The organism is Pseudomonas sp. HMWF006 (assembly GCF_003061205.1).
In the GTDB taxonomy this organism is placed as follows: Bacteria; Pseudomonadota; Gammaproteobacteria; order Pseudomonadales; family Pseudomonadaceae; genus Aquipseudomonas; species Aquipseudomonas monsensis.
Genome location: NZ_QAIU01000545.1, coordinates 1 through 13,358, shown reverse-complemented (window position 1 = coordinate 13,358; position 13,358 = coordinate 1). Strand labels below are relative to the sequence as shown.

14 protein-coding genes and 2 pseudogenes are annotated in these 13,358 nt (G+C 61.3%); 8 read left to right on the top strand and 8 right to left on the bottom strand.

Annotated features, from left to right (window positions below):
- Both DBR24_RS24615 and DBR24_RS24610 read left to right on the top strand, forming a co-directional pair.
- A pseudogene (locus DBR24_RS24615) lies at nucleotides 1–331 on the top strand (hypothetical protein); the annotation flags it as partial.
- A complete protein-coding gene (locus tag DBR24_RS24610; protein WP_128616039.1) occupies nucleotides 328–642 on the top strand; it encodes an antibiotic biosynthesis monooxygenase in 315 nt (104 codons plus the stop codon). The pseudogene DBR24_RS24615 and the gene DBR24_RS24610, both read left to right, overlap by 4 nt.
- A gap of 116 nt (nucleotides 643–758) precedes the next feature.
- Here the strand turns inward: DBR24_RS24610 and DBR24_RS24605 are convergent, their stop codons facing one another.
- Complete coding sequence (locus DBR24_RS24605) at nucleotides 759–1,085, bottom strand: DUF2025 family protein (protein ID WP_123467059.1); 327 nt, start codon at nucleotides 1,083–1,085, stop codon at nucleotides 759–761.
- Between the two features lie 221 nt (nucleotides 1,086–1,306).
- Between DBR24_RS24605 and DBR24_RS24600 the strand changes: the two genes are divergently transcribed.
- Together DBR24_RS24600 and DBR24_RS24595 are read left to right on the top strand one after the other, a co-directional pair.
- Nucleotides 1,307–2,434, top strand: coding sequence for a glycerophosphodiester phosphodiesterase (locus DBR24_RS24600; RefSeq protein WP_123467061.1), 1,128 nt, complete (start codon nucleotides 1,307–1,309; stop codon nucleotides 2,432–2,434).
- Between the two features lie 148 nt (nucleotides 2,435–2,582).
- Complete coding sequence (locus DBR24_RS24595) at nucleotides 2,583–2,888, top strand: PepSY domain-containing protein (RefSeq protein ID WP_064588817.1); 306 nt, start codon at nucleotides 2,583–2,585, stop codon at nucleotides 2,886–2,888.
- A 305-nt stretch (nucleotides 2,889–3,193) separates the two neighbouring features.
- On the opposite strand, the gene DBR24_RS24590 is transcribed toward DBR24_RS24595, so the two are convergent.
- From DBR24_RS24590 to DBR24_RS34940, 3 genes and pseudogenes are all read right to left on the bottom strand, one after another.
- Nucleotides 3,194–3,634, bottom strand: coding sequence for a hypothetical protein (locus DBR24_RS24590; RefSeq protein ID WP_128616038.1), 441 nt, complete (start codon nucleotides 3,632–3,634; stop codon nucleotides 3,194–3,196).
- Nucleotides 3,635–3,743: 109 nt separating this feature from the next.
- Nucleotides 3,744–4,457 (bottom strand): methyl-accepting chemotaxis protein, encoded by a 714-nt coding sequence (locus tag DBR24_RS34945; protein WP_371921350.1) that lies wholly within the window; start codon nucleotides 4,455–4,457, stop codon nucleotides 3,744–3,746.
- A 171-nt stretch (nucleotides 4,458–4,628) separates the two neighbouring features.
- A pseudogene (locus DBR24_RS34940) lies at nucleotides 4,629–4,787 on the bottom strand (HAMP domain-containing protein); the annotation flags it as partial.
- Between the two features lie 855 nt (nucleotides 4,788–5,642).
- Between DBR24_RS34940 and DBR24_RS24580 the strand changes: the two are divergent.
- Both DBR24_RS24580 and DBR24_RS24575 read left to right on the top strand, forming a co-directional pair.
- Nucleotides 5,643–6,665 carry a transporter gene (locus DBR24_RS24580; protein ID WP_123467067.1) on the top strand — a complete coding sequence of 341 codons (1,023 nt, stop codon included), beginning with the start codon at nucleotides 5,643–5,645 and terminating at the stop codon, nucleotides 6,663–6,665.
- Nucleotides 6,666–6,915: 250 nt separating this feature from the next.
- A complete protein-coding gene (locus DBR24_RS24575) occupies nucleotides 6,916–8,529 on the top strand; it encodes an inorganic phosphate transporter (RefSeq protein WP_128616036.1) in 1,614 nt (537 codons plus the stop codon).
- A gap of 120 nt (nucleotides 8,530–8,649) precedes the next feature.
- Here the strand turns inward: DBR24_RS24575 and DBR24_RS24570 are convergent, their stop codons facing one another.
- Nucleotides 8,650–9,546, bottom strand: a complete 897-nt coding sequence (locus DBR24_RS24570) for a LysR family transcriptional regulator (RefSeq protein WP_123467071.1) — start codon at nucleotides 9,544–9,546, stop codon at nucleotides 8,650–8,652.
- 120 nt (nucleotides 9,547–9,666) lie between these two features.
- On the opposite strand from DBR24_RS24570, the gene DBR24_RS24565 reads away from it, so the two are divergent.
- Nucleotides 9,667–10,425: an SDR family NAD(P)-dependent oxidoreductase gene (locus tag DBR24_RS24565; protein ID WP_123467073.1), complete on the top strand. Its 759-nt coding sequence runs from the start codon at nucleotides 9,667–9,669 to the stop codon at nucleotides 10,423–10,425.
- 69 nt (nucleotides 10,426–10,494) lie between these two features.
- Here DBR24_RS24565 and DBR24_RS24560 read toward each other — a convergent pair whose 3' ends face one another.
- Nucleotides 10,495–10,926, bottom strand: a complete 432-nt coding sequence (locus tag DBR24_RS24560; protein ID WP_128616035.1) for a multidrug/biocide efflux PACE transporter — start codon at nucleotides 10,924–10,926, stop codon at nucleotides 10,495–10,497.
- Nucleotides 10,927–11,014: 88 nt separating this feature from the next.
- Here DBR24_RS24560 and DBR24_RS24555 point away from each other — a divergent pair, with 88 nt between their 5' ends.
- Nucleotides 11,015–11,869 carry a LysR family transcriptional regulator gene (locus DBR24_RS24555; protein ID WP_123467077.1) on the top strand — a complete coding sequence of 285 codons (855 nt, stop codon included), beginning with the start codon at nucleotides 11,015–11,017 and terminating at the stop codon, nucleotides 11,867–11,869.
- Nucleotides 11,870–12,020: 151 nt separating this feature from the next.
- On the opposite strand, the gene DBR24_RS24550 is transcribed toward DBR24_RS24555, so the two are convergent.
- Both DBR24_RS24550 and DBR24_RS24545 read right to left on the bottom strand, forming a co-directional pair.
- Nucleotides 12,021–13,250 carry an RNA polymerase sigma factor gene (locus DBR24_RS24550; protein WP_128616034.1) on the bottom strand — a complete coding sequence of 410 codons (1,230 nt, stop codon included), beginning with the start codon at nucleotides 13,248–13,250 and terminating at the stop codon, nucleotides 12,021–12,023.
- On the bottom strand, nucleotides 13,243–13,358 hold a 116-nt coding region (locus DBR24_RS24545; protein WP_256591798.1), incomplete at its 5' end, for a YciI family protein. The genes DBR24_RS24550 and DBR24_RS24545, both read right to left, overlap by 8 nt.

Genomic DNA, 13,358 nt, shown 5'->3' with positions numbered 1-13,358 from the left:
TCTCACGCCGCTGACCTGTTCGTTGGTGGAAGCCGTGGACAGCATTCATCTGGTCGCAGGCTCGTTGATCGCCAAGGCGTACGAAACGTCCGAGATTCACGAAGGCTATCGCTGCCGCTTCGGTGTGAATCCGCAGTTCGAGCGAGAGTTGCTGACCCATCGGCTACACGCCGTGGGCCATGATTCGGCGGGCGATTTACGCGCGATCGAATTGAACGACCACGTGTTCTTTGTCGCGACGCTGTTTCAGCCGGAACGTGCGGCGCTCAAGGGGCTCGTTCCGCCGCTGGTACGGGCGTTCGTCGAAGCGTGCGCTGAGCAACGCCAATGAAGCCCAACGAGCCGTGCTTCGCGGTGATTTTCACCTCGACCCGCACCGAGGGCGACAACGGTTACGCGGCGGCATCCGAGCGGATGATGGAACTGGTTGTGCAGCAGTCGGGGTTCCTCGGCGTGGATTCGATCCGGGGCGAGGACGGGGTCGGGATCACCATTTCGTACTGGGCGAGCGAGGAGGCTATTCTGGCCTGGCGCGAGCATCCCGAGCACCGGGTGATTCAGGCGCGTGGGCGCGCGCAGTGGTATTCGAAATTCCACACGCAGGTGTGTCGGGTGGAGCGCGAGTATCGGTTTGGGCAGTGAGTGCAGCGGCGCACTGATTGGCCTCTTCGCGAGCAAGCTCGCTCCCACAGGAGGAATGCGATCAACTGTGGGAGCGAGCTTGCTCGCGAAGAGGCCTTCACAGACTGCGCAAAATCTCAGCCCCTCACCAGACTGCGCACCGCCACGATCTCCGGCACCTCAACCTTGCTCATGTACACCCGCAACGGCTCGGTGATGTTGATCCGGTCATGGATGTTCTGATCCAGCAGTAACTGAATCAGCTCGCGCTTCAGGGTCATGGTCGTCTCAGAGGCCGCCGCCCAGACAAATTCGCTGGTGGGAATGATGCCGTCATCGGCCACGTCCATGCCGAACGAATCTTCGCTGAATCGCACGATGTACTGACCGGTTTTGCGGTTGAGGCCGACAAAGCCCTTGAGGTCGTCGGCCGCCTGGCAGATGAGTTGGGAGGTGATGCGCATGGTAAACCTCACGAAAAGTGTTCGATGGTTTACACGCAGGGCAACGGAACGGCGCGCCCTCTGCCGGGACGTCTGCCGAGGGCAAGCGTACTGCAAACCGCGCCACAAAAGTGCAGGAAAAATCGCTTTTAATACGTTTATGTCGGTCTGGCGATAGCACGCAACCGATTCAGTTGTTAAAAGGTACGTCTTTGAAAATGCCCTGCGAAAGGAACTCGAACATGCCCGCCACTTTCACCAAAAGCGCCCTCATGCTGAGCCTGCTGCTCGCTCTCGGTCAGGCGCAGGCCGCCAGCCAGACCGATCCCGAGGCCGTCGCTGCGGCACACGGTATCCCGCACCCAGCGGTGATCGCCCACCGTGGCGCGTCCTTCGATGCACCGGAGTCCACCGCCGCGTCCTACAAACTGGCCCGCGACCTCGGCGCCGATTACCTGGAAATGGACTTGCAGCGCAGCAAGGACGGCGTGCTGTTCGCCCTGCACGACAACAACCTGCAACGCACCACTGACGTCGCCAGCAAGTTCCCGGAGCGCAAGGACAGCCCGGCCAATGCCTTCACCATGGCCGAATTGAAAACCCTCGACGCCGGCAGTTGGTACAACACGGCCTACCCGGATCGCGCGCGTCCGACCTACGCCGGCCTGAAAATCCTGACCCTGGACGAGATTATCGACATCGCCCAGGCCAACCCGAAACACAAGCCGGGCTTGTACATCGAAACCAAAGAGCCGCAGCTATTTCCCGGCATCGAGCATGACCTCAAGGAGAAGCTGCAGGACCGCGGCTGGTTGAGCCAGGCCGGTTCGAAACTGGCCAAGAGCGAGCTCGGCGTCGGCCAGGGCAAAGGCAAGGTGATCCTGCAGACCTTCGAGAAAAACAGCCTCGAACTGCTGCAAAAGGAAATGCCGCAAGTGCCGAAGATCCTGCTGTTGTGGGTCGGTGAAGGCAGCATCGAACCAAAATCGAAAGTGTCTTTCGCCGACTCCGGCGAGAAGGACAAGAACGTGTTTTACGGCAAGCAGGAACCGAAGTCCGAAGCCGAGTTCAAGCAGTGGGTCGATTACGCCAAGGCGCAAGGGGCGATCGGCACCGGCCCTTCGGCGAAGCTGACCAAGGGCGGCGACCAGAGTTATTCGGACCTAGTGCAACCGTGGATGAATAAGTACACCCACGATCAGGGCATGCTGGTGCACGTGTACACCGTCGATGAGCCGGTGGACTTCGAGAAAGTCATGGCCGCCGGTGTCGACGGCATTTTCACCAACCGCGCCAGTGAGCTGTTGAAGTTCTACAAGCGCCCGGCCAGTGCCAGTGTTGATCAGGTGTTGAAGAACAACGGGTTCTGATAGATAAACCCGGTTGTCCGCATCGCGAGCAGGCTCGCTCCTACGAGTCCTGCGCGCGATGCGTTGTTTTAAGGGTGAATTAAGTTGCAGTGATTAATCTGAACTCACTTCAACAGAACACGCACTTAAACAAGCAAGGAACGAACTCATGAAAACTTTGACTGCCCTGTTTACCGCCGCTGCCCTGACCCTCACCGCTGGCCTGGCCCAGGCTGATGTGCGCGTCGATCAGATTCCGCAACTGGTTAAAGACGGCAAGATCAAGTCGCTGGAGTCGATGAATGCCGAAGCGCTGAAACTGCATCCGGGTGCGACCATCACCGACACCGACCTGGATAACCACTTCAACGGTTATGAATATGAAGTTGAGCTGAAAACCGCTGACGGCAAAGAGTTCGACGTCGACTTCGACGCCACCACCGGCAAGGTGCTGAGCAACAAGCAAGACACTTGATACAGCGAATACGGAAAGCCGCACGATTGAGAAATCGTGCGGCTTTTTTGTGTGCGGCTTTTTTGTGTTCGGCTTTTTTGATGTGTTGTCAGTGAGATTTTCTCCCCCTCACCCCAGCCCTCTCCCCCAAGGGGGAGCCGATCGGGGGCTTTTCAAAGCCTGAGTTCGACTCGCAATCTTGAAGCCGATCAGGAAAACAACAAGGACCTGAGTGCGCTTCGATATTTCAGGTCGGCGTAGCTCGAATAGTCACCGCGGTCAGTGCCCTCGCCCTTGGGAGAGGGCTAGGGTGAGGGGAAAAGGCTTCACACCGAGGTGCTGACCAACGACCCCGAAGTGCTCGAGTCGGAGTCCTGCAAGGCCTGCAACAGTGATGCGGTTGCGGTTGACAGGGACGCCGAGGTGGCGCTGACCTGCGCCTGAGCCGCTGCCACTTCAGCCGCCTTGGCATCCGAGTTGTCCTGCTTCGCCTGCGCCGCTTGCAGCGCCTGCTGTTCCTCCTGCAATTGCTTCTGCAGTTCGGCAATCTGCTTGCGCAGTTCCTTCACCGAATCCGATTCTTCGCTGCTGCTGGAACTGCTGTCGCCGGACGGAGCTGCACCGCCGGCAGCTTTCGGGGCGTCGGTGGCGGCGCTGGTGCTGGCCGTGGCGCTGGCAGAGGTGTCTTCGCTGGCGTCAGTGATCGACGTTTTGCTTGTCGAGGTGCTGAGGGTCTGGTTGATCGAGACAGACGTGATGCTGACCATGGGAGTGCTCCAATGCCGGTTTTAGATACCCGGTCATCGACCCTGTGCGCAGCAATTTGAGATTGACTGTGTACCGACTCGGTATCCGAACCGGTACACAGCCAACGGCTCACGCGCTCAGGCGAGCGGTGACTTCATTGAGTTGCCCGGACAGGCCATGCAGGTTCTGGCTGGCCGTTTCGGTGCGCTGCACGTTGTCGAGGTTGGTACTGGCAATCGAAGTGATCTCAGTGAGGTTGCGCGAGATGTCTTCGGCCACCGAAGTCTGCTCTTCCGCCGCCGTCGCGATCTGCCGGTTCATGTCGCGGATCGCTTCCACGGCGTGGGTGATGCGCTCGAGCATGGCGCCGGCCTGGGTCACTTGCTCGACGCTTTCATCGCTGCGCGACTGGCCGCTGTCGATGGCTTGGGCCGCGTCCACCGCGCCGGTCTGCACGCTCTGAATGATCTGGTTGATCTCGATGATCGACTCCGCCGTGCGTTGCGCCAGGTTGCGCACTTCATCGGCGACCACGGCAAAACCACGCCCGGCCTCACCGGCCCGCGCCGCTTCAATCGCCGCGTTCAACGCCAGCAGATTGGTCTGCTCGGCGATGCCGCGAATCACTTCCAGCACCTTGCCGATACGGCCGCTGTCGGCTTCCAGACGACGGATCACCGTGGCGGTGTTGGCGATTTCACCGCGCATCTGGGTGATGGAGTGAATGGTGCTCTGCATGACCTTTTCGCCCTGTTGAGCGGACTGGTCGGCATCATCGGCAGCGCGCGCGGCATCGGCGGCATGGCGCGCCACTTCCTGGGCGGTGGCGGACATTTCGTTCATCGCCGTGGCCACCTGGTCGGTGCGGTTGAACTGCTCGTTGGTGCCGCCGGCCATGGTCGTGGCGATCGCATTCAACTCGCCGCTGGCGCTGTCCAGATCACTGGCGCTGCGTTGCAGATGAGTGAAGGTTTCAGCAAGGAAATCACGCAGGGTATTGGCGGCTGCCGCGAGGTTGCCCAACTCGTCCTGACGGTCGTTGGCGACACGCTCAGCGAGGCGCCCGCGGCTCAACTGGGTGACGTAATCGATCAGCTTGCGGATCGGTTCGATCAGGTTGCGGTTGACCAGCCACAGGCTCAACAGACCGATCAGCAGACCGGAGCCGAGCATCACCAGAATACCCAGCATTACGGTGCTGTTGGCACTGTCGTTGATTTGCAGCGATTGCTCGTCACCCTGCTTGCGCAGTTCGGCCACCAACGCGCTCATCTGCTCGCTGGCGGCACGGTCCACGCCTTTGACGGCGGCATCGCCAGCCGTTGGATCGGCACCGGCAGCCACGTAGGCATCGCGCCCCTTCTGGTAGGCAGCGCCGAGCAGGCGGTGTTCTTCACGCAGGCGTTCGATGCGGGTTTTCAGCGCCGGCTCGATGCCTTTCTGGCCGGCCAGTTCGCCAAGGATGTTCTGTACATCGCGCTGGCGATCTTCGAACTGGCTCCAGTATTTGCTCAGATCCGCCGGTTGCTTGCCGCGCAGCAGGACGTTTTTCCATTCCTGCACCTGCACCTTGAATTGCAGGTTGGCTTCGTCGATCAGTTGCGAGGTGTGCAACGGACCGGCGATCAACTGGCTGTAGTTCTGTACGCCGTTGGACAGGAAGTGAAAGCAGGCCAGCGCGATCAACAGCATCGCCAGCAGGCTGCCGCTCAGCAGGGCGAGAATTTGCGCTCTCAGGGATTTTTGCAGCATCGCAAGATACTCAGGACAGGGATGAGGCACGCCCGATAAGGCGTGGGATTTTGCCGGACATCCATGTCGGCGAGCCTTGGCTCTTGGCCAAGCGCGCGCAACGTAACCTAAGCGTGATCGGCGTGCCAGAGCGCTTCTTGAAGAAATTCCGACCGCCGGTAAGTCGCTGATTTGACGTCATTTTGCTGTCACACAAGCGTCATGTGACATTGCGATGATGCGGCTCAGGTGAATCCGGGAATTCCGCCCCGGACGCCCTCCTCGCAGCGAGCCTCCATGAACCACAGCCTCGACCTCAGTCATCGTGATCCTGACTTGTTCGGTTTGCTCTACGGCTTTCGTTTCCTGCCCGGTGAAAAGGGCCGCGAAGTCGATTCGGCCACCGCCCTGCGCTGTCTGCAAGAAGACGGCGACAGCGGTGAATTTCTCTGGCTGCACCTGAACCTGGCCCACGCCGCGTGTGAGCGCTGGATGAAAAGCCATCTGCAATTGCCCGAAGAGTTTTTCGAAGCGCTGCACGAAGGTTCGCGTTCGACGCGCATCGAGCACGTCGATTCGGCGTTGCTGGCGGTGGTCAACGACGTGGTGTTCAACCTCAGCAGCATGGTCTCTTCGGACGTGTCGACGCTGTGGGTCTGCGTGCGCAGCAAACTGATCGTCAGTGCACGCCTGCAACCGCTGCACTCGGTGGACAAACTGCGCTCGTCGGTGAAGGCCGGTGAGCGTTTTCGTTCGCCGTCGGAATTGCTCGTGCACCTGCTGCGCGATCAGGGCGAAGTGCTGACACAGATCGTGCGCAAGACCAGCATGAGCGTCGACCAGGTCGAGGACGAATTGCTTTCCTCGCGCCTGTCGACCAACCGCGCCGAACTGGGCGCCAATCGTCGCGTACTGGTGCGCCTGCAACGGCTGCTGGCGCTGGAACCGGGCTCGTTGCTGCGCCTGCTCAACCGGCCGCCGCCGTGGCTGCAAAAGGAGGACGTCAAGGAGTTGCGCAAGTCCACCGAGGAGTTTGCGCTGATCATCAACGACCTCACCGCCCTCGGCGAGCGGATCAAGTTGCTCCAGGAAGAGATCGCCGCCAACCTCAACGAACAAAGCAACCGCACGCTGTTCACCCTCACCGTGGTCACGGTGCTGGCGCTGCCGATCAACATCATCGCCGGTTTCTTCGGCATGAACGTTGGCGGTGTACCGCTGGCGACAGATCCGGAGGGGTTCTGGATTCTGGTGGCACTGGTGGCGACGTTCACCGTGATTGCCGGGCGCTGGGCATTTCGCAAGCGTGGGGACTACTAACCCGCTAAATAGTCTGTCCCAACACAGATCCCTTGCAGGCGTGAGCCTGCTCGCGATAGCGGTGTGGCAGGCACCTCTGTGTTGAATGTGCCAACCTCATCGCGAGCAGGCTCACGCCTACAGCGGCTGTTTATTGCCCTGGGATCAATGGTCAGACTAATCCCGCAAACACTGATCTGACGCAGCTTCTCTGTAATATTTAGCAACGATCATGGGCGACACTCCTTTCCTCGCTCAGGATTGTCCGCTCATGGCTACTCCTTCCCTGACCGCCCGCCAGGCGTCCGCCCCCAGCGGCAGACCCGCCCTCGACAATAAAGCCAGCCCGTTCACCTACGTGATTTTTTTCGCAGTGCTGGCCATGGGGATGCTGTTCACCGCCTACAGCCTGATGCATGACATGCACGAGCTGGGCACCACCGTCACCACCTGGACGCCGTTTCTGCTGCTCGGCGTGGCGCTGCTGATTGCGCTGGGCTTTGAGTTCGTCAACGGGTTCCACGACACCGCCAACGCGGTCGCAACGGTGATCTACACCCACTCGCTGCCGCCGAACGTGGCGGTGGTCTGGTCGGGGTTCTTCAATTTTCTCGGGGTGCTGCTGTCCAGCGGCGCGGTGGCGTTCGGCATCATCGCTTTGCTGCCAGTGGAGTTGATTCTGCAGGTCGGTTCGTCCGCCGGTTTCGCGATGATCTTCGCCCTGTTGATCGCGGCGATCCTGTGGAACCTCGGCACTTGGTGGCTGGGCCTGCCAGCCTCGTCGTCGCACACCCTGATCGGTTCGATCATCGGCGTCGGCGTGGCCAATGCCCTGATGCACGGGCGCGACGGCACCAGCGGTGTGGACTGGGCGCAGGCGACCAAGATTGGTTACGCCTTGCTGCTGTCGCCGCTGGTGGGTTTCGGTTGCGCGGCGCTGTTGCTGCTGGCCCTGCGTGCGTTCGTGAATAACCGTGCGCTGTACAAGGCCCCGGAAGGCAACACCCCGCCACCGTGGTGGATTCGTGGTTTGTTGATCGTCACCTGCACCGGCGTGTCCTTCGCCCACGGCTCCAACGACGGGCAGAAAGGCATGGGCCTGATCATGCTGATTCTGGTCGGCACCTTGCCGATGGCCTATGCGCTTAACCGCACCATGCCCGCCGATCAGGCGTTGCAGTTCGCCGCGGTGGCCGAGGTCACCCAGCAGGCGCTGATAAAAAACACCCCGCTGCCGGCCCCGGCCGATCCGCGTCCGGTGCTCTCCGATTACGTGCGCAGCAAGCAAGCGACGCCGCAACTGATCCCCGCCCTCGCCGCTCTGACCGGGCACATTGGTGAACAGGTCAAAGGCTATGGCTCGCTGTCGAAAGTCCCGGCCGAAGCCATGGGCAACGTGCGCAACGACATGTACCTGGCCAGCGAAAGTATTCGCCTGATGGACAAGAACAAGGTCGGCAACTTCGACGCCGACACCACTGACAAACTGCAACTGTTCAAGCAGCAGATCGACAACGCTACGCGGTTCATTCCGTTGTGGGTGAAGATCGCCGTGGCCATCGCTTTGGGACTGGGGACCATGGTCGGCTGGAAACGGATTGTGGTGACGGTCGGCGAGAAAATCGGCAAGACCCACCTGACCTACGCCCAGGGCGCCTCGGCGGAAACCGTGGCGATGCTGACCATCGGCGCAGCGGACATGTTCGGTTTGCCGGTGTCGACCACCCATGTGCTGTCATCGGGCGTGGCCGGGACCATGGTCGCCAATGGCGGTGGTTTGCAGATGAAGACCATCCGCAATCTGCTGATGGCGTGGGTGCTGACGCTGCCGGCGGCGATTCTGCTGTCGGGTAGCCTGTATTGGCTGTTTACCCGGTTCTTCTGAACAACACGGGTTCCCTTGTAGGCCTTCGCCTGCTCGCGATAGCGGTACATCTGTCACCTCTGCATCGACTGACAGGACGCCATCGCGAGCAGGCTCGCTACAGTTGATCTGCGGCGTGAGTCAGAGCGTCGAACGAATCACCTCGCCCAACCAATCCATGAACACCCGCACCCGCAACGGCAAATGTCGTTGTCGCGCATACAGAATCGAAATCCCCATCGCCGGCGCAGTGAACTGCGGCAGCACAATCACCAGTTCACCCGTGTCCAGGTGCGGCTGCATGCCGGTGCGCGGCACCTGAATCAAGCCGAAGCCGCCCAGGCAAGCCGACTCGTAGGCATCGGTGCTGTTGACCGTGACACTGCCAGCCATCGGCAGGCGCCGTACCTGCCCGTCCTGTTCATACACAAACCCTTCCGAGCGCGAACCGAGCACGCCCACGTAATGCACCAGTCGATGCTGCGCCAGATCCTCCAGCGTCTGCGGCACGCCGTAACGTTCGAGGTACGCTGGGCTCGCGCAGTTGATCATCGGGAAGTCACCGAGGTGCCGCGCCACCACTGACTGATCCGGCTGCGCGCCGATGCGCACCACGCAATCGAAACCTTCGCTGAGCAGATCAACGCGGCGGTCGGTGCTGCTGATTTCCAGCTCCAGATTCGGGTGACGCGCCATGAACTCAGGCAGCCGCGGCATGATCAGGCGGCGCGAGAGAATGTTCGGCATGTCGACGCGAATCCGACCGCTCAGCGAGGCCGGATCCTGACGAAACAAGCCCTCGATCTCATCCATGTGCGACAGCAGATCCTTGCTGCGCTCGTACAGCACCAGACCATCCTGCGTCGCCTGCACCTTGCGCGTGGTGCGTTGCAGCAGGCGTGTACCGAGCAGGGCTTCCAGCGCCTGCACATGCTCGGACACCGTCGAGCGCGGCAGCCCCAGGCTTTCGCCGGCGAGGGTGAAACTCGACAGTTCGCTGACCCGGACGAAGGTGCGCAGCAGTTCCAGTTTGTTCATGAGGACACCCGCTAATTGTTCGGTAGATCCGACCAGTGATTCCGGTTTCAGTCTGTTTATCACCTCATGGCGGATAAATAAACTTTGCTCAACACCACTCACCGCAATCGAGGATTTCACATGAATCGCAAAATCGCATTGATCACCGGTGCCAGTCGTGGCCTGGGCAAAAACGCCGCACTGCACCTCGCCGCCCAGGGCATCGACATCATTGGCACTTACCACAGCCGCGCCGATGAAGCCCAGGCGCTGGTGACTGAACTGGAACACCGCGGCGCCAAAGCCGTGATGCTGCAACTGGACGTCGGCCGCAGCGACAGCTTCGCCGATTTCGGCGTACGGATTGAGCAGGCGTTGCAAGAGACCTTCGGACGTTCGCGCTTCGATTTCCTGATCAACAACGCCGGGATCGGTGTGCACGCCCTGTTCGCCGAGACCACGCCAGAGCAGTTCGACCTGCTGATGAACATCCAGCTCAAAGGGCCGTTCTTCCTGACCCAGCAATTGCTGCCGCTGATCAACGACGGCGGGCGCATCATCAACATTTCCAGCGGCCTGACCCGCTTCAGCCTGCCGGGCTACGGCGCCTACGCGGCAATGAAAGGGGCAATGGAAGTGCTGACCCGCTATCAGGCCAAGGAACTCGGTGCACGGCAGATCGGCGTGAACATTCTGGCGCCGGGGGCAATCGAGACTGACTTCGGTGGCGGTGCGGTGCGCGACAACTCAGCCATCAATGCGATGGTCGCCAGCAACACCGCACTGGGCCGTGCCGGGCAGCCGGACGACATTGGTGGCGCGCTGGCGTTGCTGCTGTCGCCGGGTGGCCAGTGGATCAATGGCCAGCGGGTTGAAGCGTCGGGCGGGATGTTCCTCTGACACTGAAATCCGCGAACACACATTGTGGCGAGGGAGCAAGCGCTCCTCGCCACAGGTTGTAGTGCGGATTTAAACCGCACGCGACATCAAGAAGCGCTCCCGCACCACGTCATAGCCCCAGTGATACACGTAGGTGTACGGCAGGAAGAACAGCAGTACGCCGATGTCCAGCAGGAACGCCTGCCACAGGCTGACCGACAGCCACCAGGCAATCAGCGGCACGCCCATCACGATCAAGCCCCCTTCGAACAGCAGTGCATGGATCACGCGCACCCAAGCGGTGTGGGCGACGTTCAGGCGCGCAAGCATGCGGTCGAAGAAGCGGTTGAACACCACGTTCCACGCCAGTGCCAACAACGCGATCAGCACGGTCACCGCGCCCATGTCGAGCAGCGGTTTATCCATGATCCACGCCAGCAACGGGGTACAGATCAGGATCGCCAGCAGTTCGAAACCGATGGCCTGGCAAATTCGTTCAACGATGGATTTGTTGGCAGTCATGGCCTGACTCCTCTGTGAAGATGGTTGCCATGATCCACCTGGATACCGATACTTCATAACCAATAACCATCTACCAAGGCGATAGTTGATGATTTCGCAGGAAGTGCTGCTGGCGTTCGTCCAGGCGGCGACCCAAGGTTCGTTCTCGGCGGCGGCGCGCAAACTGGGGCGCAGTCAGTCGACCATCAGCGCGGCAGTGGCCAGCCTGGAGATCGACCTCGATCTGCAACTGTTCGATCGCACCAGCCGCAAACCGAGCCTGACCCCGGCCGGCCATGTGATGCTGCAACGGGCCGAAGCGATTCTGGCGGCCAGCAGTCGCATGGAGATGACGGCGCGGCAACTGGCCGAAGGCGTCGAGCCGAAGCTGACCGTGGCGCTTTCCGATACCTACCAATCGGCGCGCTTCGAAGCGGCACTGGTCGAGTTCGAGCAGCGTTATCCCGATCTGGAGCTGGAATGCCTGATCGCCGAGTGCGACGACCTAATCGAACTGGTCCAGCGTGGTCGCGCACATCTGGCGTTTGCCGAAATGCAGGACAGCTATCCGCCGGACCTGGTGACCTCGACGGTGGCCGAGCGCACCGACATTGCCCTGTTCGTGAAGGACGACCACAACCTGACCGGCGTCGAAAATATCGATCAGGCGGTTCTGCAGCAGCATCGCGAGTTGCGGCTGGCGACCATCGTCAACCCCTACGACAGCCGGGCGAAGGGTCGGGTGTGGTCCGCACCGAGTTACCTGATGTTGATGGAAATGGCCGAGATGGGCTTTGGCTGGGCGGCGCTGCCGCGCTGGCTGGTGGGGCGCTTCGGTAATGGCTCGCTGGTGGAACTGACCGTGCGCGGCTGGCCACGACCGGTGTACGTCGATGCGTTGTGGTCGCGGATTTATCCGCCAGGGCCGGCGGGGAGCTGGTTGTTGAGCAAGATGCTGGAATAGGTGGCGCGCCCATTCGCGAGCAGGCCTGATTTATTGAGACTGGCCTTACTGACCTCTTCGCGAGCAAGCTCGCTCCCACATTTGGAATGCGATCACCTGTGGGAGCGAGCTTGCTCGCGAAGAGGTCAGTAAGGCCACTGAAGGTCTCGGGTCAATCCAGTTCGCTCAGCCGCCCCTCGATAAACCGCCGCTCCGGCTCCTGCCGCGTCAGCTCCAGCGCTCGCCGATACGCCAGCCGCGCCTGCTCCACCCGCCCCAACTGCCGACAGAACTCCGCCCGCGCCGAATGCGCCAGGTGGTAATCCTGCAATTCGCCGCGATCCAGGATCCCCTCGATCAGCGTCAACCCGGCCAACGCCCCATCCCGTTTGGCCACCGCCACCGCGCGGTTCAGTTCGATCACCGGCGATGGCATCGCTCGGAGCAATACGTCATACAGCCCGACGATCTGCTGCCAATCCGTTTGCGCCGCTGAAGGCGCCTCGGCATGCACCGCAGCAATCGCCGCTTGCAGGCAATACGGACCGAATCGCCGTGTGGTCAGCGCCCGCTCCACCAGTGCGCAACCTTCGACAATCAACGCGGCATCCCAGCGCGAGCGGTCCTGGTCATCCAGCAGTACCAACTCGCCGTCCGGCGAGGTGCGCGCCGGCCGCCGCGACTCGTGCAGCAGCATCAACGCCAACAGCCCCATCACCTCCGGTTCCGGCAGCAGCTCCATCAGCAAACGCCCGAGCCTGATCGCCTCGCGGGTCAGGTCTTCACGGATCAGTTCAGCCCCCATCGACGCCGAATAGCCTTCGTTAAACACCAGATAGATCACCCGCAACACGCTGTCGAGGCGTTCGGGCAGTTCGCTCAGGCTGGGGACTTGATAGGGGATTTTCGCGTCACGGATCTTGGCTTTGGCCCGCACGATGCGCTGGGCGATGGCCGCCGGCGCCGAGAGAAAGGCGCGGGCAATTTCTTCAGTGGTGAGGTCGCAGACTTCGCGCAAGGTCAGCGGCACTTGCGCATCCGCCGCCAGCGCCGGGTGACAGCAGGTGAAGATCAACCGCAGGCGATCGTCTTCCACATCTTCGCCACTCCAGTCGGCCTGTTCCAGTTCTTCAAGTTGCGCCAGCAGCAATGGCTGCGAGGCTTTGAAACGCGCACGTCGGCGCAGCACGTCGATGGCCTTGAAGCGCCCGGTGGACACCAGCCAGGTGCGCGGATTGTCCGGCACACCGTCGCGCTGCCAGCGCTCGACCGCGACGAAGAACGCCTCGTGCAAGGCTTCTTCGGCGAGGTCGAAATCGCCGAGCAGGCGAATCAGCGTCGCGAGGATCCGCCGCGAATCCTCGCGATAGACCTGCTCGACCCGCGCCCGGACGTCAGACATTCAGCTGCCGCACCGGGCGCACTTCGACGCTGCCGACCCGGGCCGCCGGAATGTTGCCGGCGACCTGAATCGCTTCGTTGAGGTCCTTGGCATCGATCAGGTAGAAAC